Raw genomic sequence first — 22,259 nt, forward strand, 5'->3', positions numbered from 1 at the left:
CCCGACCCCACGCGCCCTACCGCACCTTGGTCCCCACGGGCACGTCCGCGTCCACAGTCAGCAACGCCAGCGCCTGCTCCGCCCCGGCAGCCAGCAGCATCCCCCGGCTCTCGACGCCGCGGATCTTGGCCGGCTCCAGGTTGGCGATCACGATGACCGCGCGCTCCAGCAACTCGCGCGGGTTGAACTCCTGCGCGATGCCGGCCACGATCTGCCGCGGCTCCGGCTCGCCGATGTCCACCAGCAGCTTCAGCAGCTTGTCCGCCCCCGGCACTCGTTCGGCCTCTAGTACCCTACCCACACGCAAGTCCATCTGCTTGAACTGGTCGAACGACACCACGGGTGCCTCCGGTTGCGGTGGTGCGAGGGCTGCTTGCTGCTGCTCGCGGCCCTGCAGCTTCTGCTCCAGCCGCTCCATGTCCATGCGCGGGAAGATCGGGTTGTCTCGCTCGATCTTCGTCCCCGGCGGCAGTTGCCCCGCCTCGACCCGCTCCCACTGCAGGGCCTCGTGGGCCGCCAGCCCGAGCTGCCGACAGATCTCCTCGGCCACCTCGGGCATGAAGGGGGCGATCATGATCGCCACCACCCGTACGCAGTCCAACGCATCATACAGGACGGCTTCCAGCTCGACCTGCTTCCCGTCCTTGTGGAGCGTCCACGGCTCGCGCTCATGGAGGAACTTGTTGCCCTCGCCCAGCAGCTCCCAAATGGCCTCCAGCGCCCCGCGGAAGTCCGCCACCTCCAGGGCCTGCTCGACCGTCGCGCGCGTGCGGGTGATCGACTCTGCCAGGTTCCCGGCTCCCGGTCCCGGCGTCGGCACGACGCCATCCAGATAGCGCTCCACCAGCGGCAGCGAGCGGTTCAGCAGATTGCCCAGGTCGTTGGCCAGGTCCGCGTTGAAGCGGCCCACCAGCGCCCGGAAGCTGAAGCTGCCGTCCAGGCCGAAAGGCACTTCGCGCAGCACGAAGTACCGCAGCGCATCCACTGCCACCGCCGTGCGCGCCCCCGACTGCTCGGCCAGCTCCACCGCCGTCTCATACGGCAGGACGAAGTTGCCCTTGGACTTGCTCATCTTGTCGCCGCTGTCGGCCAGCCACCAACCGTGCGCGAAGATCATCTCGGGCAGCGGCACCCCCAGGGCCATCAGCATCGCCGGCCAGATCGTCGCGTGGAAGCGCGGCAGGATGTCCTTGGCCATGACCTGCACCGACGGCGGCCACACCTGCGCGAACTTCGCCTCGTCCACCCCGTAGCCCGCCACCGTCAGGTAGTTGATGAGGGCATCAAACCAGACGTAGATGGACTGGCTGTCGTCGCCAGGCACCGGGATGTCCCAGTCCGTCCGGGCGCGCGAGATGCACGCATCCCGCAGGCCCTGCTTGATGAAGGCCAGGACCTCCTTGCACGCCCCTTCCGGCATGATGAACCGCTCGTTGTCCTCGATGTAGTCCAGCAGCCGGTCTGCGTACTTGCTGGTGCGCAGGAAGTACGCCGGCTCGGCCACGCGCTTGACTTCCCGCCCGCAGTCCGGGCACTTGCCGTCGGCGATGTCGGCCTCCAGCAGGTACGTCTCGCAGGGCACGCAGTACCAGCCCTCGTACTCGCCCAGGTAGATGTCGTCGCTGGCGCGCAGCCGCGCGAACACGTCTTGCACGACGCGGACGTGCTCCTCTTCGCTGGTGCGGATGAAGCGGTCATACTTCACGTGCATCCGCTCCCAGGTTCCCTGGTACGCGCCCACCATCTGGGCGACGTACTCATCCACGGCCAGGCCGGCCTTGGCGGCCTCCAGCACGCTCTTGTTCCCGTGCTCATCGGTGCCGGTGGCGAACACGACCAGCTCGCCCCGCAGGCGATGGTAGCGCGCCAGCACGTCGCACGCGATGGTGGTGTAGGCATTGCCCAGGTGGGGCTGCCCGCTGACGTAATAGATGGGTGTGGTGATGTAGAAGACTTCGGGCATGTTCGTTTCCGCTGTTCAGGTGATGCTGCCCTGTAGGGCGGGGGCTCGTACCCCGCCCCGCATGGCACAAAGTAGACAGACTGGGCGGGGTACGAGCCCCCGCCCTACAGGGCTGCTAGTGATGGCAGCCGGCGCAGCTACCCTTCGAGCAGCTACTGCAACTGCTGCCGCCGATGGAGCCCCCGCCGGAGCTGTGCCCGGCGAAGACCGACATGAGCCGCTGGCTGCGGGCGCAGTGGCACTCGGGGCAGGGCCCCGGCTTGTCCCGCTGCTCCCGCGACATCAGTTTCTCGAAGACATGCTCGCAGCGCTTGCACTTGTACTCATAGACAGGCATGGACGATCATTCCTGTGGCGGTGTGGGCCCCTTGCGGCGCGGCCGCGTCCGTGGGCGGCGCCGACGCCGGGGCTGTTCCCCGGTGGCTGGCGCCTCGCCGGCAGTCGGGGCGGACGGCGCCTGCGGCGCGGGGGCCGGCCTGGCCGGCGGGGCCGGGGCGGCCCCTTGCGGGGTCGCGCCCTCAGCCGGCTTGCGCCTGCGATCCGAGCGGCGACGCCGGCGACGCCGCGACGACGGCCCTGCTTCCTCGCCGGCGGGCGCTTCCGCAGCAGCGTCCGGGGCCGTCGCCGGCGCCGGTTTGTCGGCGGCGGCGCGGCGTGGCGGCCGCGAGGTGGGCTCCCCGCGCGCCGGGCGCTCGCCTCGCGCCGGGCGTTCACCGCGTGACGGTCGCTCGGCCCGTGACGGGCGCATGCGGCTGCGCGGTTCCTCAACGGTCGCCTCGTCACCGGTCGGCAGCGGCGGGACGGCCTGTCGCGCTTCCCTGACGCACTCGGGTTCCGGTGCATCCAGCGCCCAGATGTAGTCGGCCTTCAGGTCCTCGGTCTCCTCATTGGGGTACTGGACCTGGACCCGCTCATGCATCAGGTTCACATGCTTGACGACGGCCTGCCCCTTGAGCGTGTTCACCGTCTGCCCGGCCTTGGGCAGCTTCCGCGCCAGTTCGCAGTACGTCTCGTGCTCGAACCGCAGGCAACACATCAGCCGGTCGCAGATGCCGCTGATCTTGGCCGGGTTCAGGGACAGTCCCTGGTCCTTGGCCACGCGGATGCCGACCGGATCGAAGTTCCGCAAGAAGGCATTGCAGCACAGCGGGCGGCCGCACGGCCCCAGCCCGCCGATCATCTTGGCCTGGTCGCGCACCCCGACCTGGCGCAGCTCGATGCGCGTCTTGAACGTCTCGGCCAGATCGCGCACCAGCGCGCGGAAGTCTACCCGGCCCTCGGCCGAGAAGAAGAACACGAGCCGCTGCCCGTCGAACGTGTAGTCGGCGGCGATGAGCCGCATGGGCAGGTTGTGAGCCGTGACCTTCTCTTCGCAGACGCGCCGGGCCTCGCGCTCCTTCTGCCGCAGCTCCTGTTCCCGGGCCAGGTCCTCCGGGGTGGCTCGGCGCAGCAGCGGCTTGAGCTGCCGCCCCTCGTCGGCGCCGGGCAGATCATACTTCACGAACACGACTTCGCCGATGTCCACGCCCTTCTCGGTCTCGGCCAGCACCTGGTCGCCCTGGCGCACGCGCAGACCATTCGGCGCAAAGTAGTATACCCTACCGCTCCGGCGAAAGGAAACACCGATCGCGGCAGGCTCGGCATACTCGAAGTACTCTTCGGTCATGGTTTCACGTTCTCGTGTTCTCCGCCCCGCCGCTACGCCGTAGCCACCATTTGCTGCCGGTCCCGGAGCCGCTTGAGCACCTCGGTCAGCCGCTTGATGAGTTCCGGCTGCTCGGCCTTGAAGTAGCCGAAGCTGAGCTGGTGCGAGGCGACCTGGAAGCGGGGCAGCAGCGGCTTGGCCCCGCTGCGTTGCTGCTTGAGTGTGGGCACATACAGCCCGCGCATCACCCGCTGCTCGCGGTCGCTGAACTGGTTGTCTTCGGTCATCGTCACCGTGACGCGCTGGTCGGCCACGGCGATGTCGGCCACCCCCACCTCCATCGCCAGCAGCTTGAGCTGCACGATGCGGCCCAGGTTCCTCACCGGCGACGGCAGCGGACCGTAGCGGTCCTTGGTCTCCTTGACGAGCGCCTGGAGCTGGTCGCGATCCTCGACCGCCGCCAGCCGCCGGTAGAGCGAGATGCGCTGGTTCTCGTTGGGCACGTACTCGGCCGGGATGATCGCCTCCAGCGGCAGGTCCACGGTCGGGTGGCCCTCCGCCGAGCGCGTCTTCTCACCCTTGAGGGTCTTGACGGCGTCGGCCAGCATCTGCGTGTACAGGTCCAGCCCGACGGCGGACATGTGCCCGCTCTGCTCGGCCCCCAGGATGTCCCCGGCCCCGCGGATCTCCAGGTCGCGCAGCGCGATCTGGAACCCGCTGCCCAGCTTGCTGAATTCCTCGATGGCCTTGAGCCGCTCCTCGGCCTCCTGGGTCATCCGGTCCGGGTAGCGATAGAGCAGGTAGGCGAAGGCCTGGCGGCTGGACCGCCCGACCCGCCCGCGCAGCTGATAGAGTTGCGAGAGCCCCAGACGGTCCGCGTCATCTACCACAATAGTGTTGACGTTCGGGATGTCCAGGCCGTTCTCGATCAGCGTCGTGCAGACCAGGACATCAAAGTCCTCGGCGTAGAACGCCATCATGACGCGCTCGAGGTCGTGTTCCTCCATCTGGCCGTGCGCCACGGCCACCCGCGCTTCGGGCACCAGGCGCTGCACGTGGGCCGCGACGTGGCCAATGGACTGGACGCGGTTGTGGACGAAGTACGCCTGCCCCCCGCGCGCCAGCTCGCGCCGCAGGACCTCGGCCATGAGCGCGTCATCGCGCTCGCGCACCTCGGTGTGGATCGCCAGGCGCCCCTGGGGCGGGTCATTGATGATCGATATCTCGCGAATGCCCGACAGGGCCATGTTGAGCGTCCGCGGGATCGGCGTGGCGGTCAGGGTGACGACATCCACCCCCTCGCGAAAGCGCTTCAGCTTCTCTTTCTGCCGCACCCCGAAGCGCTGCTCCTCGTCAATCACCAGCAGGCCCAGGTCGGCGAAGCTCACGTCCTCGCCCAGCAGCCGGTGGGTGCCGATGACAATGTCCACGGCCCCGGCCTTCAGACTGCTCACCAGGCGGCGCTGTTCCGTCGGCGTCTTGAAGCGGCTGAGCACCCCCACCTCGACCGGGTAGCGTGACAGGCGCTCCCGAAAGGTGTTGAAGTGCTGCTGAGCCAGCACCGTTGTCGGCACCAGCACCGCCACCTGCTTGCCGCCCAGCACCGCCTTGAACGCCCCACGGATGGCGACCTCGGTCTTGCCGTAGCCGACATCCCCGCAGATGAGGCGATCCGCAGGAACAGGTTTCTCCATGTCCTGCTTCACGTCCTCTATGGCACGGAGCTGGTCCGGCGTCTCCTCGAAGCGGAACGAGGCCTCCAGCTCCTTGAGCCACGGGGAGTCCGAGGCGAAGGCATGGCCCTGCGCCATCTCCCGGGCCGTGTACAGCCGCATCAGTTCTCGGGCCAGTAACTGCGCCGAGCGCTTGGCGCGTTTCTTGGTCAGGTCCCAGCGCCCGCGCTTCAGGCTCGTGATGACCGGTTTGGCCTGCTCGGCCCCGATGTACTTCTGCACCCGGTCAAGCTGCGTCACCGGCACGTACAGCTTCTCGTCCTCGGCATACTGCAGCAGCATGTAGTCGCGTTCGATGCCGCCGACCGTCTGCTTGGACAGCCCCTTGTAGATGGCCACCCCGTGGTTGATGTGCACCACGTAGTCGCCCTCGTTCAAGTCGCGCAGCGACAGGAGCTGGAAACCCCGGGCGTAGACCGGCTCATCGGGCCGGCGCAGCTTCCGCCAGCCGAAGATCTCCCGCCCCGTCAGCAGCACCAGCTTGGCCTCAGGCAGCCGGAAGCCGCTGTCGAGGTCCAGGGGGGACACCGTGATCTGCCCGGCCTTCAGCTCCGCCTCCGGCCGCGCCACCACATCCCGCAGCCCCCGCGACTGCAGCACCTCCGCCGTCCCGTCCATGTCGCGCGAGCACACCAGCATGTGCTGGCCCTCGCGCTGCCACTCGCCCAGCCCGTCCGCCAGCAGCTCGAAGCGCCCGCCGAAGCTGTCCACGGGCGGGGTCGCCAGGTGCACCAGCGGCGCCTTCGGCGCCCACGGCACCTGCCGCTGCAGCATGCTCAGGTACACGATCGGCCGTCCGCGCGTCAGGTGCAGGGCCGCCAGCTTGTCAAAGTGCATCACCGACGTGTCGGGCAGCCGCAAGTGCTGCCCCAGGCGCAGGCCTCGCCGGTAGGCGTCGTGGACATCCTCCTCGAACTGCTGCGCTCCGCTCTGTACCCGCACCGGCTCATCCACGAAGAAGATGGCGTCCGGCGGCAGGTATGAGCACAGGCTTTCGGGCTCGGGATAGATGTACGGTAGATAGTGCACGAGGCGCGGCATGGGCCGGAGCTGCTCCAGCAGTTCCAGGTCCTCGCTCAGGCGCTCCTTGAGCACCGACGCCTCGCGGTGCTTGCCTTCCTCGTTCAGCCGGTCCAGCTCGCGCCGGTAGGCCCCCTTGATGATCGGCAGGGCCCGGTTGACGGCCCGCTCGGTCAGCAGGATCTCTCCCGCCGGCCCCAGGCCGATCCGCTGGATCGTGTCCACCGACCGCTGGGTCAGCGGGTCGAAATGCCGGATCGTCTCGACCTCGTCGCCGAACAGCTCGATGCGCGCCGGGAGCGTGCTAGTCGGCGGCGAGACGTCCACAATGCCCCCGCGCACCGAGAACTGCCCAACATCATCTACCAGGTCCACCGACTCATAGCCCAGGTTGTACAGTGCCCGGGCCAGATCATCGCGGTCAATCTCGTCCCCCACGGCCACCTCGCGCCGTGCCGCCACCAGGTCCGCGCTCGGCATCGTCAGGGTCGTGATGGCGCGGATGCTCGCCACGACGATCACGGGCTCGCCAGCGCACAGGCGCTCCAGCACCGTCAGCCGCTCAGCCACGGTCGCCCGCTCGGGGGTCACGCCGTCATACAGGGCAGAAGCGACGGAGGGATAGATGAGCACCTGCCGCTGGGCGGCGGGTGTCGCGTCGTGTGCGACGGGCCCCGCCGCTGCCGTCCTGCCTACAACCCGGGCGGGGTCCCCGTCGGGCCGTTGGCCCGACACCCCGCCCTGCAGGAGGGCCCGCAGGTCCGACGCGAGCTGCGTCGCCCGCTCGTCATTGAAGGTCAGGACCAGGGCGCTCCGACGGGCGTCCGCCAGGAGTGCAGCCATGAAGAAGGACTTGCCGCCCCCGCTGATCCCCTCGACGCACACCTGCTGTCCCTGCCGGACGGCGGCGGCAATCTCCTGGTATGGCGGCGTCCCCTCGATGATCCACTTCAGGTTGTTGATGGCAGCGTTCGACACGATGGATGATCGCTGGGGGGTCTGCCCCCCGAGGGGTCTGTCCCCGGAGGAGCGGCGTCAGCCGGTCCGCAGGGGGCTGACCCCGTCTATGTCAGTGCCATGGGCCCGGCGGGGTCGGTCCCCTACGCCAGGTGCTCCCACACCAGCGAAGCGGCCCCGACCATTCCGGCCCGGTTGCCCAGCTCCGCCGGCACGATGTTCGCCGGATCGAAGCGGCTGATCCGCCCGGCGTGGCGTACCGTGCGGCGGATCGAGCCGAACAGCACCTCCCCCGCCGCGGCGATCCCGCCGCCCAGGATGACCTTGTCCGGATCGCACAGGACGATGATGTTGCAGATCGCCAGACCCAGGTAGTGCCCGACCTCGTCCATGACTTCCGCGCACAGCGCATCGCCGTCGCGCGCCTGGTCGGCGATGAGCCGCGGGTCAATCTGCTCGTGCTCGGCCCCCACGATGTCGCCCAGGCGACTGGGACGGCCCTCCTGCAGCTTGCGGACGGCCAGGTCCACGATGGCTTGCCGGCCCGTCAGGGCCTCCAGGCAGCCATGGCTGCCGCAGCCACACTTCGGCCCGCCCGGCTGGATGATGAGATGCCCCACCTCGCCCAGGATCTGCCGCGGGCCGCGCAGCACCTTGTTCTCGATGGCGATGCCGCCGCCCACGCCGGTGCCGAGCGTCAGCAGGGCCATGTAGCGGCAGCCCCGCCCGGCGCCGTGGCGCAGTTCGGCCAGCGTGGCGCTGTAGGCGTCATTGGAGATGACGACCTGCAGGCCGGTGACGCGCTGCAGCACCCGGGCGGCGTTCACCCCGTCCAGGACGTGCAGGTTCGGGCACTGCCTGATCAGGCCGGTATGGGGGTCCACCGGCCCGGGGATACCGATGCCCAGACCGGCAATGCCGCGCTCGGGGGCGGTGTCGCGGGCCAGCCGCTGGGCCGCCCGGCCCAGCTCTTCCAGGACTTCGTCGGGGTTCGAGCTCTGGGGGGTCTGGTGGCTGGTCTCGGCCAGCAGCCGCCCCTCACGGTCCAGTACGCCAACCGAGAAGGTCGTCCCACCCAGGTCAATGCCCAGTGCCAGGTCCGCATCCGGCATGGAACTCACTCACTCCTGCAACGGTTGGGCCGCGTGTCGGGGCTGTAGCGGGAGAGGTACGCCCGACACTCCTGTCGGGCGTCGCCAGGCGGAGCATCGGCCCCACAGACAGCCCCTACGCCGGCCTACTGATCGCCAAAGGGGTCCTCATTCTCGCCGACGGGGCCGTAGTCATCCGGCGGTGTCGGGGGCGGGCCCTGCGGCGGGGCCTGCGGCGCCGACGGACGCGGAGCCTGGTTGGCCCCGGGCGGTCCCGACTGCCCGCGAGCGGCGCGGCGCCGCTCGGCTTCGGCGCGGCTCTCGAGGAAGCGCACGTTGTTGGCCACGATCTCGACCGCATACTGCCGCTTGCCGTCCTGCCCCTCCCACGAGCGCGACTGGATGCGGCCCTCGACGCCGACCAGGGAGCCCTTGTCCAGGTACTGGGCGACCAGCTCGGCGGTCTTCTGGAAGGCCACGATGTTCAGCCAGTCGGTCTGGTCCTCGCCGCTCTCACTCTTGCGGCCGCGGTCCACCGCCAGGCGGAAGTTCGCAATGGGCATGCCGCTGGGCGTATAGCGCATCTCCGGATCGTTCGCCAGACGACCGACCAGCACAACGCTGTTGATCATGTTGATCCCTCCGGCCCGGCTGGAATGGGGTGGTTCTCAAGGCGAAGCAGCGGAGGACAAGCGCCCTCCGCTGCTGTGCAGTTCGCTGCGATGCAGTTCGCCGCTGAGGCTCGGCCATATGGCCCGCCGTCAGCGCTTCAGGCTTCTTCCGCAGGAGCTTCGTCAGCCGCCGGAGCCTCACCTGCATCAGCCTCGGGCGCGGCCTCCGCCTCGGCTTCGGGGGCGGTCTCAGGCGCCTCGGCCTCCGGCTCAGCGGCGGCTTCAGCAGCGGGAGCTTCGGCAGCCGGAGCCTCGGCGGCCGGAGCTTCAGCCGCGGGGGCCTCAGCCGGCGCAGCTTCCGGCTCGGCGGCCTTGGCCTGCGGGTCGAAGATCGCCTTGGGGTTGGCCACGACGACAATGCCGCGCACGATGCCCTCGATCAGGTGCATCTCGTGCTTGACCTCGTCCACCACGTCCCCGAAGCTCTTGAAGTACGTGATCATGTAGGTGCCGGCGGTGTGGCCGTCAATCTCGAAGGCCAACCGGCGGCGGCCGAACTCGCGGGTGGCGACCAGCTCGCCGCCCATGTTCTGCACATGCTGCTCCAACGTGCTGACAATGCCCTCCAACGCGGCCTCGTCCAGCGCGGAATCTACGATGTACATCGCCTCATAGAGCACAGGCTGTTTGGGCAACCCGTTCACATCCTTCCCTTGGCCAAGAGGCTCTGCCGCGTGCGCGGCGGAGCAGGAAGAAGCGCTGATCCCGCTCAAGCGGGATCAGCGTCCTAACACTGGCGCGAATAGTGGACAAGTAGTATAGCACAACCCCGTCGGCAGAGCAACACCCGGGCTGTCCGCTCTCCGCTGGGTGTAGCCCACGTTCGCCGGTGGGCTACCAGCAGCGACCAGGGCGGGGTGTCGGCGTCAGACTGCGCAGCAGTCTGGGCCGACGGGGACCCCGCTGCGGGGAGCCACCGGGACAGCGTTCGGGGCGGGGTCCCTGTCGGCTTCGCCGACACCCCGCCCTGGCCCTGGCGCGACACCGACTGCGCCCCCTCATCTCCCGTCGGGCAACCCCTCCAGGAAGCCCTCAATCGACTCCGCCGTCTCCTCGGGGTACTCCTCGGGCAGGAAGTGCCCGCAGCGGTCGAACACCTGGATCTCACAGCCCAGCTGCCGGGCCAGCTTCCGCCCGGCCCACAGCGGCACCACCGGATCGTCCGCGCCCCATAGCACCAGCGCCGGGCAGGAGACACTCCGCGCCAGCCCCCGCACGTCGCGTAGCGGCGGCGCCTGGCCCAGCGACCGCCAGCAGGCCGCATGGCCCTGTACCCGCAGCGGACGCAGCAGCGCCTCCTGCAGCGCCGGTGTCAGTTCGTGGTTCGGGGTGATGATCTGCCGGGCCAGGCGCTGCAGAGGCCGCGGGCCGGCGCGGAACTTGCCCAGCACCCACGGCAGCGCCGGGCTGTGCGCCAGCAGCCAGACGATCACGTAGCCGTGCGGCGCCTGGCCCCAGTCCGCATCGGCCAGCACGACACCGGCCACCCGCTCGGGATGCGCCCGGGCGGCCATCAGCGAGGCCCTGCCCCCGAGCGAGTGCCCGACGAGCACCGCCCGCCCCAGGCCCAGCTCGTCCATGAGCCCCACCACTTCGTCCACCCAGTCCGCGGGCTGCGCGTGCGGGGGCCGGGCCGAGGCGGCAAAGCCCCACAGGTCCAGCGCCACGGTGCGGTGGCGCCGGGCAAGCCGCTCCTGGACGGGGCGCCAGGTGTCCAGGTGCTCGGCGAACCCGTGCAGGAGCAGGACGGCTGGCTCCCCCTCGCCCATGTCACGGAAGGCCACCGGTTCCCCCTGGATGCTGACATGCCGCGCCCCCGGGGGCAGCACATCCGCCAGTGTGAGGTCTTCAGGTGGCGCGGGAGTCCGGTCCGCCAGGACCGAAGCCACCCAGCTCAGCCCCCCCAGACCGGTGAAGCCCTGCAAAGTCCCCAGCCAATGCGGCCCCCTGAGCGAATCCATCTAGTCTGCGACCTCCCGAATGGTCTCCCAGTCCTGGTACAGCAGCACGACCTCGATGCGCGGGTAGGCTTCCTTCACCACCTGCCGGGCGAGCTGCAGTTGCTCGACGTGGAAGGCCTCTTCCGCCGGCGGGCTGCCCAGCCGCTCGCTCCCGCCGTAGGCGCGGCAGTCCACGTGGTTGGCGATGACGAGGCGGTTGGCCTCCAGCGCCGCGATGGCCGTCTCCAGGGCTTCGAGCACGACCGGCCGCGACACCGGGTCCAGCAGGGCCCGGGCCGCCCCGGGCAGGGCCATCGAGGCGAAGCCGCCCGAGCCACTCCACTGCGTCAGCCACGGTGGCAAGGCGCCCTCCAGCGCGGCATGGAAGCGAGGATCAATGCAGCGCAACAGCACATTCGGGCAATACGTCCCCCGGTAACGAAACGGGTTGCTGTAGGTTACCTGCCGCATGGGTCATCCCTCCCTGATCAGGAAGATGCGGTCCGTGTACACCGCCTCCACTTGCTCGGGGTTGTTCATCGGCGCGATCCAGAAGTACATGCCGCCCTTCAGGTCCTGCACTCCCAGGTCATAAGTGTGGTACTCGCCGTCCCCGGCCTGCTCCAACTGGGCCTTGAGCCCTACCACACCCTTGCGCGCGGTCGCGTCATACAGTCCCATCTCGAACGCCGGCCCGGCCTTGGTCTTCGCGTCACAGCGGGCGACGAGATAGCAGTGCCATTTGCCCAGGGCGGTCAGGTCGCCGGGGATCGGGTACTGAGTGGCCCACTGCGGATGCGTGGCGGGCATGCGCGCCGCCATCCCGTCGGAGGCCTTCGGGTCGTCCACGACGGTCACCCAGTTGCCCAGGCCATGCAGCGTGAACTCGGCCTGCTGCACATCCATCCACTGGTCGGGCTTGAGGCCCGCGGCCTCGGCCGGCGTCTTCGCCTCCTTGCCCGGCGGCGGGAACATGCCGCGCAGGATAGGCTCGTAGGTGGCAAAGGCTGCGCCCTCGCGGAAGTTCCCGACATTGAAGCTCCGGGCAGCCGCGATGAGGTCCTCCACGGCCGCGCGGGGCTCGGGCGGGCCCAGGAACCGGCCGCCCGTCATCGCCGCATAGCGCTTGAACGCCCGGTAGCGCTGCAGCCACGTGTGGTCCAGCGGCATCCGCGCCCGGCGCACGCGCGTGGTCAGCACCAGGTCACCCTCTACCCGCCGGAAGGCCTCGTCGAGCAGTTCGGTAGCCTTGTTCGCCGTCTCCAGGTCCATCCACGGCGAGGTGTCCTTCATGTAGCACGGCAGGTAGGCCCCGGACTTGGTCAGCGCGTCCTGCAGCAGTGTGATGTACTGCCCCAGCGGCTCGGCCGCCGCGCCGTAGTAGCCCTTGAGGAACTCGGCGATCAGTGCCTGTTCGTCGCGCGACGGGTCCCACATCACGTGCGCCAGCAGCCACGCCCGCAACTCGGGGAAATCGCTGCACGAGCAGCCCGCATCGCCCTGCTCGAACAGGCCGATGGCCTTGTGCTTGATGAAGAAGCGGACATCGGACGCCAGCACGCGCAGGTTCGGGTGGGGGATGATGTAGTTGGCGAAGTCGGTGACGTAGTTCCAGATGTAGAGCTGTGGGGCGATGGCGCTCCAGCCCTCGATGTCGGCGCGGAACTTCTCGTTTTGGGCGCCCTCGGCCAGCGGCTGGGCCGACGAGGCCTCAATCGAACACAGCCGCACGATCACGTTGCTGGCTGGCTTGACCAGCTTCGGGGGCTGGCGGGTGTATGTGTACGCCAGCGTCTCCACCAGCGTGCCCGGGAACTCCTTCTCGATGTCCGCGGCGACGGCATTGACGAAGCGGAGCAGGTTGCCCGCCTCCGTCCCCTCCTCCTCCAGCACGGCCTTGCACTTGGCGCACTGGCACGCTCCGTGGCAGTCGTTCTGGGCGATGGAGATCATCCCCGCCGTCGGGTCCTTGCGTAGCCACGCCAGCGCCTGCCTGGTCAGCTCTGCCCGCATCTCGTCATTAGTCAGGCAGAGCTGCGCCCCCTCGGCCACGCGCTTGCCGTTGATCTCGCTGTACCACTCGGAGTGGGCCTGGAAGTACTTCGCGGGCGGCAGGAGCTGGCTGAAGGTGTGGCACCAGCCCAGGATGCGGTAGTGGCCGCCATACTCCGCCGGCACGCGCTCGAAGTGCCCGTTGCACTTGGAGCGTGCGGCGTAGACCCCGTCGAACGCGCCCCGGTAGAAGGCCTCTCGGTACTGCAGCGCCGGGACGTACCGGGTGTTCAACTCGGGGATCGTCAGCGTCGGCTTGTGGGGGATGAACGTCTCATCGGGCCGCGAGCCCCACCACCGCACGCCCACGACGTCCTCGAGGAACGTGTACACGGCATAGAGCGTCCCGCGCGGCGGCCCGCCGAGCAGATAGAGCCGATCCCCGGCGGTCCGCAGGATGGTCCCGTCATGCTTCAGGGAGACGATGTCTTCCGCGGGGAACGCGGCCTTGAAGGCGGCGGTCTGCCCGACGACGATGAGCTTCTTCCCCGCCGGCGCCGCCCCTTCGGCGCAGATCGGCAGCTCGGCTCCCGTCGCCAGCTTCAGATGGGCCTGCAGCTCCTGCGCCGCCGTCTGCTCGGGCGCGATGGCGTCCCTGGCGGTCACGATGGCGTAGTCCGAAGCGCCGTCCTTCACGAGCGTGAGCGCCATGGCGTTCACCCCCGACATGAGTATCCCAGCAAGCGCCAGTCCCACGAGTCGCATCATACCAGCACTCCCTCTAGATAGGCGACCGCCGGGCAAGGGAAACGGCGTCCTCACCCCGCAGACTGCTGCGCAGTCTGAGCCCCTCTCCCTCGCCCGTCTTCGCCCTGCGGGCTACGGCGGACTCCGGAGAGGGGAGAACGGCCTGGGGACGACGCTCTGTGGCTTCGAGACCACAGAGTGATCGGATGGTCCCCTCTCCGGAGCGGAACGAAGTGGAGCGAGGGAGAGGGGCAGGGGTGAGGACGCCGTTGCCGTCCCGGCCCCCCTACTCCACCACCTTGAACACCCGCAGATCCTCCGCCCCCAGCGTTTCCGTCACCGTCGTCTTCCCCGCCAGGCCCCCGTCCCCAATCAGGACCGCAACGCCCTTCATCCCCTTGAGCCCGAGCCCCTTCGCATCCACCGTCAGCGTGTACGCCTGCGGCTGGTCGCTGCTGTTGAACACCGTGAAGTACACGTCCTTGCCCTTGCCCCAGCGCTCGATGTAGACCTTCGGGTTGCCGGTCGTCGCGCAGGTCAGCGGCTCCCAGCCCGCCGCCGCAATCGCCTGCGCCACGGGCAGGTACTGCTTGAACAGGTGGCGGTCGCGGTTGTAGATCTCCGGCCGCGTCCAGTACGTCGCGTCGGCGGCGTTGTGGGAGAAGAAGCTGGGCATCATGCCGTAGAAGATCGCGCGCTTCATGTACCGCTCGACCATCTCGACCGGGAAATCCTCGAACACGGTGTTCTGCAGCAGCAGGTAGGGCCGCTGGTAACACAGCGCCCGCTTGAAGTTGCAGTCCGCATCGCGCATCGGCGTCCACTTCCCGCCGTAGTGCCAGTTCGTCTCGGTTCCCATCAAGTCCAGCACGGCCGCGGGCTGGGCGAAACGGTGCAGCGCGGAGTTGGCAAAGATCATGCGCTGCTGGGCGTGCATCTGCTCGCTGACATCCTTGATGAACTCGTACGTGGCGAACATCAGCATCTCGGTCGGCAGGCCCTCGTCGGTGGTGTAGACCAACGGCACGTCGGCGGCCCGCCAGTGCTTCCGGTCGAAGTCCAACTGACTCGCGCCCATCTCCAGCGAGTCGATGTACGTGCCATCCACCCGCGCCGTGCTGACCTTCCCCGGCTCCAGTCCCCCGTTGCGCGCCAGGTTCGCGTCCTGGCCGCCCACTGTCACGGACACATCATCGAACCACACCTTCCCCGTGTGCCCGCCCCGGAACAGCAGCCACAGCGATATGCCGGTGACGGGCTTGTCCAGATTGATCGTGACGGTCTTCTGCTCCCAGTCGTGGGTGCCCACGGAGAAGCTGGCCGCATGGCCCCAGCTTGCCGACCCGTCGGCCAGCCTCAGGTCGCAGTACAGGGAGAAGTCCTTGTCTGCTGCGCCGGTCACGCCCTCGGTCTTGCACCAGGCGCTGACGCTGATCTGGCCGGGCTGCTTCTGGCCGACGGGGACGGACTGCCCCAGGCCCCGGGCTGGACCGCCGGCCGGGCGACTGACGAGCGCGGCCTGGCTCCCGCCCCGGCCCCGCCCCGGGGCGGCGTCATAGCCCTCCTCCCAGTTGCGCCACCCGCTGATGCCGCCGGCCTTCGCCCCCTCGCCCAGGCCGCTCCGGATGGAGCGCCACAGAATGTCGCCCTGGTTGATGGGGTGCTCGGGGGTGGTGGGCAGGTCCGGGTCGGGGTTGTTGATGAACAGCGCGCCATCGCACCACGGCGCGTCCTCGATGCTCATCTGCGTCGAGCCGTCGGCATGTTGCAGCGCCGAGGTCATCACTGCCGAGGCATGGGAGTTCTTGTCGGCGGCCTGCCTGGCCAGCAGGTCCATGGCCGCCTGTGGCGTGCGCGGCATGTCCTTGGGCATCGCCATCCAGTAGCTCGCCGGCTCCACGTACGTGTATGTCAGGACCCCGTGCGCCTCGTCGTAGTCGGCGTTGTTGGTGCCTTCCTTGAACGCGAAGTGGAAGTCCTCGGCGCCCTGCACGCCGGCGATGTCATCGAAGGCCATCCAGTTGCCCTCGATGGTGTTGCGCTTGGTGAACCACTGCGGGAAGGCCCGGTAGTAGCTGTCCAGCGCCCCCCGAAAGCCCGGCGCCAGCGGGCGGTACAGGATGAACGAGAAGCTCGCCTGCTGCGGGGTCTTGCTGTCCTTCGTCAGGCCGAGGTCCTCGACGGCGAACAGCTCCTGGCTCGTGGCGTCATAGCCGAAGCGGTACAGGTGGGGCGGGTCGAGCGGCGCGCCCAGCACAGTCGTGGCCTGTCCCGCTGACACGCACCCGAACGGATACAGCGACATCTTGCCGTTCGCCCCGCAGCCGACCGAGGTGCAGAAGCTATAGCTCTGCCCGGCCTCGATCGCGCGGCTGGTGCGCATGTCTTCATGCCACGTGTCGGCGTCCAGGGGCAGGCTGCAGTAGACGCTGACCCCGCGGTCCTGGCCGGTGAGGTCCGCCAGGACCCCCGTCACCCGCAGGCCCACCGTGGACCCGATCCTCAGGGGCGAGTAGTCGGCACTGATCCTCAGGCCCAACGCCTCATCGGTGGCCTCGAAGTGGGCGCCGGTCGGCGTGCGCTTCACTTCGCCCAGCGGCTGCCGGAAGTCGCTCTTGGTGCGGGCGTCGCACACGAAGAGCCCGCCGTTGCGCCTGCCGACCAGCCAGGTGCCCCACTTGGCGTCCAGCCGCAACGGCACGCTGCCGGTCAGGGCCACCGTCAGCCCGGTGCTGGACACGGGCACCACGCCGTCGCGCGGCGTCTTCGCCACCGGGATGCCGTCGAACGTCCCCGCGCCCGCCGGCAGGTCCAGCACGGAGAAGGCGAAGTCATCGAACCACGCTGTGCCGGTGTGACCGCGGAAGATGGCGTGGAAGCTGACGTCGCGAACGGGCTTCTCCGGCACGACCGTCACGCGGCGCTGCTGCCAGTCGTGCGTACCCACGGCGAAGGCCGAGATCTGCCCCCACAGCTCGGTGCCGTCCATGTACGTCAGGTCAATGTAGAGGGAGTAGTTGCTGTCGGGGGTGCCGCTGACATCCTGTGCCTTGCTCCACAGTTCCGCCGTGAAAGGGATGGGCTTGCCCTGGTTCAGTGCGACGGGGTAGGTCAGCCCCCGCTGCCCGGCGCCAGCATCGGTGATGGTGGTGCGGGCCGACACCTTCCCGCTGCGCGCGACCGTCGTGTCCACCTCATAGCCCTTGTCCCAGCGCGTCACGCCGACGATCTGTCCGCCCTCGACCTGCTCCAGGCCGCCGTTGGTGAGCACCTGCTTGCCCGAAACCGCCTCGCTGAGCGCGTGCTTGACCACGAGCGCCTTCGCTCCCGCGACAGCCGGCAGCATGAGCATGGCGACGACGCACGACAGGCACAGCACAGGGGCGAGACGGCGCATGGGGAGGGCCTCCAGATCGTGTCTTGAGGCGTGTACAGTTCCGTAGCGAGGGGAGCGCTTCCTGCGTCGGGGCAGTCGAGACTGTAGGGCGGGGGCTTGTACCCCGCCGCACCTGGGGCGAGCCCAACGGCTGGGCGGGGTACAAGCCCCCGCCCTACAGTGAAGGTTCCGACTACTGCGCTGCCGTCTCGTCTGCTGTCTCAGCCCTGTGGTTTCCCCGCACATGGCGCCAGATCCACAGGGCGATCCCCACCACCAGCACCACCCCGATGACAGCGTCGAAGCGATGGAAGTACGGCTTGAGCACCTCGATGTTCTCCCCCACCTTGACCCCGACGTACGCCAGCACCAGGCACCAGGGGAAAGATCCCAGGAGCGTGTAGAGGATGAACTTGCGCATGTCCATGCGGTTGACGCCGGCGGGGAAGGCGATGAAGGTGCGGATGACGGGCAGCAGGCGGGCGATGAAGACCGTGATGTCACCCCGGCGCTCGAACCAGCGGTCGGCCAGGTCGAGGTCGTGGTGGCTCATCAGGATGTACTTGCCGTACTTGAGGATCAGCGGCCGCCCCCCGTACATCCCCAGGTAGTACGCCGGGATGGAGCCCACGACGCACCCCATGGCCCCGAACAGCCCCACCAGCCAGATGTTGAACCGCCCCACGGTGCACAGGTACCCGGCGTAGGGCATGATGACTTCGGAGGGCAGCGGAATGCAGCAGCTCTCAATGCCCATCAGCAGCACGATCCCGCCATAGCCCATGCTGGACTCGACGTGGATGATGAACTGGCTGACGACCGCGAGGATGTGACTGACCATGGAGGCTCCGTGGGGGCGAGGTGGCGTCGCAGACAGAGCGGAGGGCTCCACAGAGCCCTCCGGCGTCAGACGACAGGTTCAGGATATACGGAACGCCGCCAGCCGGTCAAGCCTGCGGCTGGGGGCGTGAACACGGCCGATCCACCGACGGCACCTTCTCCACCTCCGCCCCGCAACTCGTGCACACCTGCGTGTCCCGGCCGATGGGTGTGCGGCACTTGGGGCAATGGATCGTCAGCTCCAGATTCGGGGCCGCGGGCTCCGGGCTGTCATCCGCCGGCTTGCGCTCGTTCATGTCATCCATGCTCGACTTCGCCTCACTCCGCGGCCCAGACGCCGCGCGTCGCCAGCCCCAGCAGCAGCGGCTTGGCCCCCAGCGTCCCGGGCACGAAGCGTATCTCGGCCACCGGCTTGTCGGGGCTGGGGTTCGTCAGCGGCGTCAGGTACGCCACCCGCTGCTGGTCGCCGACGGGCAGGGCCGTCGTCGCCATGGCCCCGTAGGCCTGGGGGAAGTCCTCGTCGGCCGCCACGGCTCGGACGTGAGTGCCGTACAGCAGCGGCAAGGCCGCCTCGGTGCCGTCTGCATACTTGAACACGATCTGCCCGATGGGCACGCCCTGCCAGTTCCCCTTCTTCTTGAACTCCTCGAGGAAGCCCTTGCGCGCGTCCGCGGGCAGGTCGGCCGCCAGTAGGGCGTACACCACCGCTAGCGGCTTGCCGACCGTGAAGCTCTTCTCCTCCGTCACCGGCTGCGCCCACGGCCGCAGGGCCATACCCGCGAGCTTCAGCGGCTGGTCGCCCGGCGCCACGTCCTCCACCGCGGCCCCCGAAGCGGCCGTGGCGGGCTGGGCCAGGCGCTGCTGGGCCAGCGGGCGCTTCTGCAGGAAGTCGGCAGCCAGCGGCACGCCGTTGGCCATCAGGTCGGGGTAGGCGTGCCAACTGTACTCCGCCGCCACGAGCTGGTTCAGATAGGAGTAGCTCAGCGCGTTCCAGCACGACTCCGTCAGCCACGGGACCTTGCTCCAGACACCCCACATGTTGCCCGCCACGAAGGCCAGGTCGGCGTTGTTGACGCCGCGCGAGTTGCACTTCCAGACGGTGAAGCCGCGCTGCTGCAGGTCGTGCAGCGACAGCGGCGCCAGCGTGGCCGACCAGTCGCACATCACGATGTCCTGGGGCAGCTTGTCCACGGTGTCGGCCAGGCTGAACGGCGGCCCGCCGTTGTGCTCCGGCAGGATCATGTCCGCCCACATCAGCATCTTGAGGTTGTGTGTCCGGGCGAAGCCGTCGAGCCAGCGGACGTGCTCGACGAACAGGTCGCGCTTGTCCAGCCCGGCGCAGCGCGGGCAGCGCTTCTCGGGGGGCAGGTTCAGCGTCTGCCACCGGATCTCGTCCAGCCCGAAGTGGAAGTACTTGGGCGTACACACCTCGATCAGCTCGGTGTAGACATCCTCCAGCACCTGCCGTATCTCCGGGTGGCGCGTGCAGAGCTGGTGCTCGTCCACATCCTCGCGCAGCTTCGGCAGGGGGATCGTCAGCCAGCCGGCATGGCCCAGCGAGTTGACGACCGGGAAGACCTCAACGCCCTGGGCACGCAGGAAATCCACCACGCGCCGGACGTCCTGCTTGCTCCACGCCGCCGGCCCGGCGATCTCCGGGTGCCGGTCGAACTTCATCCCCTGGGACACCTCCAGGCCCACGGCGTTGATCTTCTGATCCACCACGGTGCGCTGCAGGAAGTCCATGAAGAACTCCACGGACACCGGCGCATCATTGGGATAGCCCCAGCGGGTCGTGGGCAGGCCGATGTTGATGGCCCGGATGGGGAGCGAGGGCCAGTCGAGCACCGTCAGGCCCGGCACGGTGGTCTCGTCGGCACTGCCTGACACAGACAGGATGGCCTGCTTGAGCGTGATGGCCCCATTCCGCATCCCCGCCTCGTCCAACGCCGCCAGCACGATCTGCTTGTTGTCGGTGTGCAGCACATACCCCTGGGCCCGCAGCTCGGACAGGCGGTCCGTGACTTCCTCGGGTACCTGCGGCCGCTCGTAGTTCGGTGCGATGATGACCACCGCGGGCTTCAGCGCCTGCATCGCCTTGCGGTTGTACGCCACACGGCAGCCGCAGAGCGCCGCCAGGTCGGCCTTGACCCGCTCCAGCCCCACCTGCGCCACCTGCGGCTGTGACACGATGTACGCGCTCATGTCGTGCGGGAGCTTCAGCTTCGTCGGGTGCTGCTGTATGGACTTGGGCTGAGGGATGATCTGCAGGTCCGAGGGCTGCAGCCGGAGTGCCTCGAGCGCTACCGGGAAGGTGAACTGCCCGGCATAGCACAGTGTGCCCGTGGGCTCGGTGAGCCGCAGCTTCAGCCGCCCCTGGCCGGCCGCGTCCGGCGTGCCGGGCAACTGCACCCACGTCTCCTCCGTCGCGCTCTGAGCCGGCATGGTCCGCAGCAGCTCCTTGGCCTTCTTCTCGGGCCACTGGACCGTCAGACGGGCAGCCACGGTCGGCTCGAGCACGCTCTGCGGATCAAAGGTGAGGTAGTACTGCTGAGCCCGATCGGCGTAGAGCCTGGGCTCCAGCCCCGCCGGGCCGCCATTGTCCACCGAGTCCAGCGGCACCGCCCGCAGCGGCCGCTGCAGTTGCACCTGGTCTATCAGCGCCTCGTGCGTGCCCGAGGTCCCGAAGTACAGGCGCTTGAAGTGCTTCAGTTCAAAGGGCCGGCTCTCGCGGTTCCACAGCGTGTCAAACCGCAGGCAGAACCGCCGCCACTGCGTGCTGGACAGCGGCACCTGCCCGGCGTGGGTCGGCGATAGGTCGCCCACTTCGGACGCCAGGTACAGGTGCAGGTAGCTCTGCGTGCCATCGCCCTTGAGCCAAAAGCAGATCGCGTCATAGTCACCGTTGCGCCAGGGCGCGTCGTCGGCGAAGTACGGCGAGATCATGTTGCAGCCCTGCGGGATCTGCTCGTATCGGGCCCGCAGGGCCCCCTTCCCGAACTTCGCCGCCGTCGCCGGCTCCACGAAGCCCTTGCCGCCGCTCCAGGGGTTGGCGCGCCATTCGGACACGCCGTTCTCGAAATCGAAGAGGGTGAGCATCGCGGGTTCATCGGCGGCGAGGCAGGGAATCGGCAGGCAGAGGAGCAAGAGGGTCAGAGTTCGCATGGGTCCCACCCTTGTGATGATAGCGGCACTGCGACAGGTACTTCGGCGCGGAGTGTGACATGACCTCGCGAGAACGCGTCCTGACCGCGCTGGCGCGGCGGCCCACTGACCGCGTGCCACGTGACTTCTGGATCGAGCAGCCGGCCCTGCGCCGCCTGCAGGCCCACCTGGGCCTCGATGGCGAGGAGGCCGTGCGCCGGCGGCTACGCATTGACGTGCGGCACCTGCACCCAGTGTACCCGGAGGACGTACGTCTCAATGCCACCGTCTGGCAGAACTACTGGGGGGAGCGCTTCATCTGGAAGCAGACGCCCTGGGGGCCGATGCGCGAAGACCTGCCGGGGGCGCTGAGCGAGGCCGCCTCGCTGGACGACCTGGCGGCCTTCGCCTGGCCTACGCCCGACCGCTTCGACTACTCCCACCTGGCCGAGGCGGCCCGGCGGCACGACGACTACGCCCAGCTATACGGCTTCGCCGATGTCTGGCAGCGCCCGGCGCTGGTGCGCGGCTGGGAGCACATGTTCCTGGACATGGCCGCCCGCCCCGAATGGGCGCACTTCCTGTGCCGCAAGTTCACGGACTTCTACAAGGAGGACTACACCCGCGCCGCCGAGGCCACCGGCGGGCGGATAGACCTGTACCTGCTGCTCTCCGACCTGGGCAGCCAGGCCGGCCCCCTCATCTCCCTGCCGATGTTCCGCAACCTCGTCGCGCCCTACCTGCGGGAGATGGTGGACCATATCCACAGCCTCGGCGCCCGTGTGCTCTATCACAGTTGCGGCGCCATCGCGCGCTTCATCCCGGACCTCATCGCCATGGGTGTGGATGTGCTCGACCCGATCCAGCCCGTCACCGAGGAGATGCAGCCGGAGAGCCTGCAGGCCCAGTTCGGCGGGCGGATCGTGTTCCACGGGGGGATAGACATGCAGGGGGTGTTACCGTTCGGCACGCCCGAGGAGGTCCAGGCAGAGGTGCGGCGCTACGTGGCGACGCTAGGCCAGGAGGGCGGCTACCTCCTGGCCCCCACGCACCTCTTCCAGCCCGATGTCCCCCCAGAGAACATTGTGGCGATGCACGACACGGAGGTGTAGGGCCCAGCCCGCTACGCGGGCACCCCGC

At 68.7% G+C, this 22,259-nt stretch carries 15 protein-coding genes; 1 reads left to right on the top strand and 14 read right to left on the bottom strand.

Annotated features, from left to right (window positions below; genetic code table 11):
- Nucleotides 1-16 precede the first annotated feature (16 nt).
- The 14 genes from metG to LLH23_07715 all read right to left on the bottom strand — a co-directional run bounded on the left by metG (nt 17) and on the right by LLH23_07715 (nt 21,140).
- The gene (gene metG, locus LLH23_07650) at nt 17-1,963 is read right to left on the bottom strand and encodes a methionine--tRNA ligase (GenBank protein ID MCE5238353.1); all 1,947 of its coding nucleotides are present in this window, start codon (nt 1,961-1,963) and stop codon (nt 17-19) included.
- A 115-nt stretch (nt 1,964-2,078) separates the two neighbouring features.
- Entirely contained in the window at nt 2,079-2,300 is a 222-nt protein-coding gene (locus tag LLH23_07655; protein ID MCE5238354.1) for a zinc ribbon domain-containing protein, read from the bottom strand.
- A gap of 6 nt (nt 2,301-2,306) precedes the next feature.
- Nucleotides 2,307-3,629, bottom strand: a complete 1,323-nt coding sequence (locus LLH23_07660; GenBank protein MCE5238355.1) for a stage 0 sporulation family protein — start codon at nt 3,627-3,629, stop codon at nt 2,307-2,309.
- Nucleotides 3,630-3,661: 32 nt separating this feature from the next.
- A complete protein-coding gene (gene mfd / locus LLH23_07665; protein MCE5238356.1) occupies nt 3,662-7,339 on the bottom strand; it encodes a transcription-repair coupling factor in 3,678 nt (1,225 codons plus the stop codon).
- A gap of 122 nt (nt 7,340-7,461) precedes the next feature.
- Nucleotides 7,462-8,430: an ROK family protein gene (locus LLH23_07670; protein ID MCE5238357.1), complete on the bottom strand. Its 969-nt coding sequence runs from the start codon at nt 8,428-8,430 to the stop codon at nt 7,462-7,464.
- 125 nt (nt 8,431-8,555) lie between these two features.
- Nucleotides 8,556-9,041: a single-stranded DNA-binding protein gene (locus LLH23_07675; protein ID MCE5238358.1), complete on the bottom strand. Its 486-nt coding sequence runs from the start codon at nt 9,039-9,041 to the stop codon at nt 8,556-8,558.
- 137 nt (nt 9,042-9,178) lie between these two features.
- Nucleotides 9,179-9,715, bottom strand: a complete 537-nt coding sequence (gene rpsF, locus LLH23_07680; protein MCE5238359.1) for a 30S ribosomal protein S6 — start codon at nt 9,713-9,715, stop codon at nt 9,179-9,181.
- 363 nt (nt 9,716-10,078) lie between these two features.
- Complete coding sequence (locus LLH23_07685; GenBank protein MCE5238360.1) at nt 10,079-11,041, bottom strand: alpha/beta hydrolase; 963 nt, start codon at nt 11,039-11,041, stop codon at nt 10,079-10,081.
- On the bottom strand, nt 11,042-11,491 hold the full coding sequence (locus LLH23_07690; protein ID MCE5238361.1) for a hypothetical protein: 450 nt from the start codon (nt 11,489-11,491) through the stop codon (nt 11,042-11,044). It abuts the gene before it with no gap.
- Nucleotides 11,492-11,494: 3 nt separating this feature from the next.
- Nucleotides 11,495-13,780 (bottom strand): DUF4838 domain-containing protein, encoded by a 2,286-nt coding sequence (locus tag LLH23_07695; protein ID MCE5238362.1) that lies wholly within the window; start codon nt 13,778-13,780, stop codon nt 11,495-11,497.
- 265 nt (nt 13,781-14,045) lie between these two features.
- Entirely contained in the window at nt 14,046-17,156 is a 3,111-nt protein-coding gene (locus LLH23_07700) for a hypothetical protein (GenBank protein ID MCE5238363.1), read from the bottom strand.
- 172 nt (nt 17,157-17,328) lie between these two features.
- Nucleotides 17,329-17,976 (bottom strand): DedA family protein, encoded by a 648-nt coding sequence (locus LLH23_07705; GenBank protein ID MCE5238364.1) that lies wholly within the window; start codon nt 17,974-17,976, stop codon nt 17,329-17,331.
- 106 nt (nt 17,977-18,082) lie between these two features.
- Nucleotides 18,083-18,280 (bottom strand): hypothetical protein, encoded by a 198-nt coding sequence (locus tag LLH23_07710; GenBank protein ID MCE5238365.1) that lies wholly within the window; start codon nt 18,278-18,280, stop codon nt 18,083-18,085.
- A gap of 13 nt (nt 18,281-18,293) precedes the next feature.
- A complete protein-coding gene (locus LLH23_07715; GenBank protein MCE5238366.1) occupies nt 18,294-21,140 on the bottom strand; it encodes a family 20 glycosylhydrolase in 2,847 nt (948 codons plus the stop codon).
- Between the two features lie 59 nt (nt 21,141-21,199).
- On the opposite strand from LLH23_07715, the gene LLH23_07720 reads away from it, so the two are divergent.
- Nucleotides 21,200-22,231: a hypothetical protein gene (locus LLH23_07720; GenBank protein MCE5238367.1), complete on the top strand. Its 1,032-nt coding sequence runs from the start codon at nt 21,200-21,202 to the stop codon at nt 22,229-22,231.
- The last annotated feature ends 28 nt before the right edge of the window (nt 22,232-22,259 follow it).

The organism is bacterium (genome assembly GCA_021372615.1).
In the GTDB taxonomy this organism is placed as follows: Bacteria; Armatimonadota; Zipacnadia; order Zipacnadales; family UBA11051; genus JAJFUB01.

What these genes read in the sequence shown, in the direction of transcription:
- LLH23_07675 (MCE5238358.1), bottom strand. Translation starts at nt 9,041, where the DNA reads ATGATCAACAGCGTTGTGCTGGTCGGTCGTCTGGCGAACGATCCGGAG.
- LLH23_07695 (MCE5238362.1), bottom strand. Translation starts at nt 13,780, where the DNA reads ATGATGCGACTCGTGGGACTGGCGCTTGCTGGGATACTCATGTCGGGG.
- metG (MCE5238353.1), bottom strand. Translation starts at nt 1,963, where the DNA reads ATGCCCGAAGTCTTCTACATCACCACACCCATCTATTACGTCAGCGGG.
- LLH23_07705 (MCE5238364.1), bottom strand. Translation starts at nt 17,976, where the DNA reads ATGGTCAGTCACATCCTCGCGGTCGTCAGCCAGTTCATCATCCACGTC.
- LLH23_07700 (MCE5238363.1), bottom strand. Translation starts at nt 17,156, where the DNA reads ATGCGCCGTCTCGCCCCTGTGCTGTGCCTGTCGTGCGTCGTCGCCATG.
- LLH23_07710 (MCE5238365.1), bottom strand. Translation starts at nt 18,280, where the DNA reads ATGGATGACATGAACGAGCGCAAGCCGGCGGATGACAGCCCGGAGCCC.
- LLH23_07660 (MCE5238355.1), bottom strand. Translation starts at nt 3,629, where the DNA reads ATGACCGAAGAGTACTTCGAGTATGCCGAGCCTGCCGCGATCGGTGTT.
- LLH23_07715 (MCE5238366.1), bottom strand. Translation starts at nt 21,140, where the DNA reads ATGCGAACTCTGACCCTCTTGCTCCTCTGCCTGCCGATTCCCTGCCTC.
- LLH23_07685 (MCE5238360.1), bottom strand. Translation starts at nt 11,041, where the DNA reads ATGGATTCGCTCAGGGGGCCGCATTGGCTGGGGACTTTGCAGGGCTTC.
- LLH23_07690 (MCE5238361.1), bottom strand. Translation starts at nt 11,491, where the DNA reads ATGCGGCAGGTAACCTACAGCAACCCGTTTCGTTACCGGGGGACGTAT.
- LLH23_07720 (MCE5238367.1), top strand. Translation starts at nt 21,200, where the DNA reads ATGACCTCGCGAGAACGCGTCCTGACCGCGCTGGCGCGGCGGCCCACT.
- LLH23_07670 (MCE5238357.1), bottom strand. Translation starts at nt 8,430, where the DNA reads ATGCCGGATGCGGACCTGGCACTGGGCATTGACCTGGGTGGGACGACC.
- LLH23_07655 (MCE5238354.1), bottom strand. Translation starts at nt 2,300, where the DNA reads ATGCCTGTCTATGAGTACAAGTGCAAGCGCTGCGAGCATGTCTTCGAG.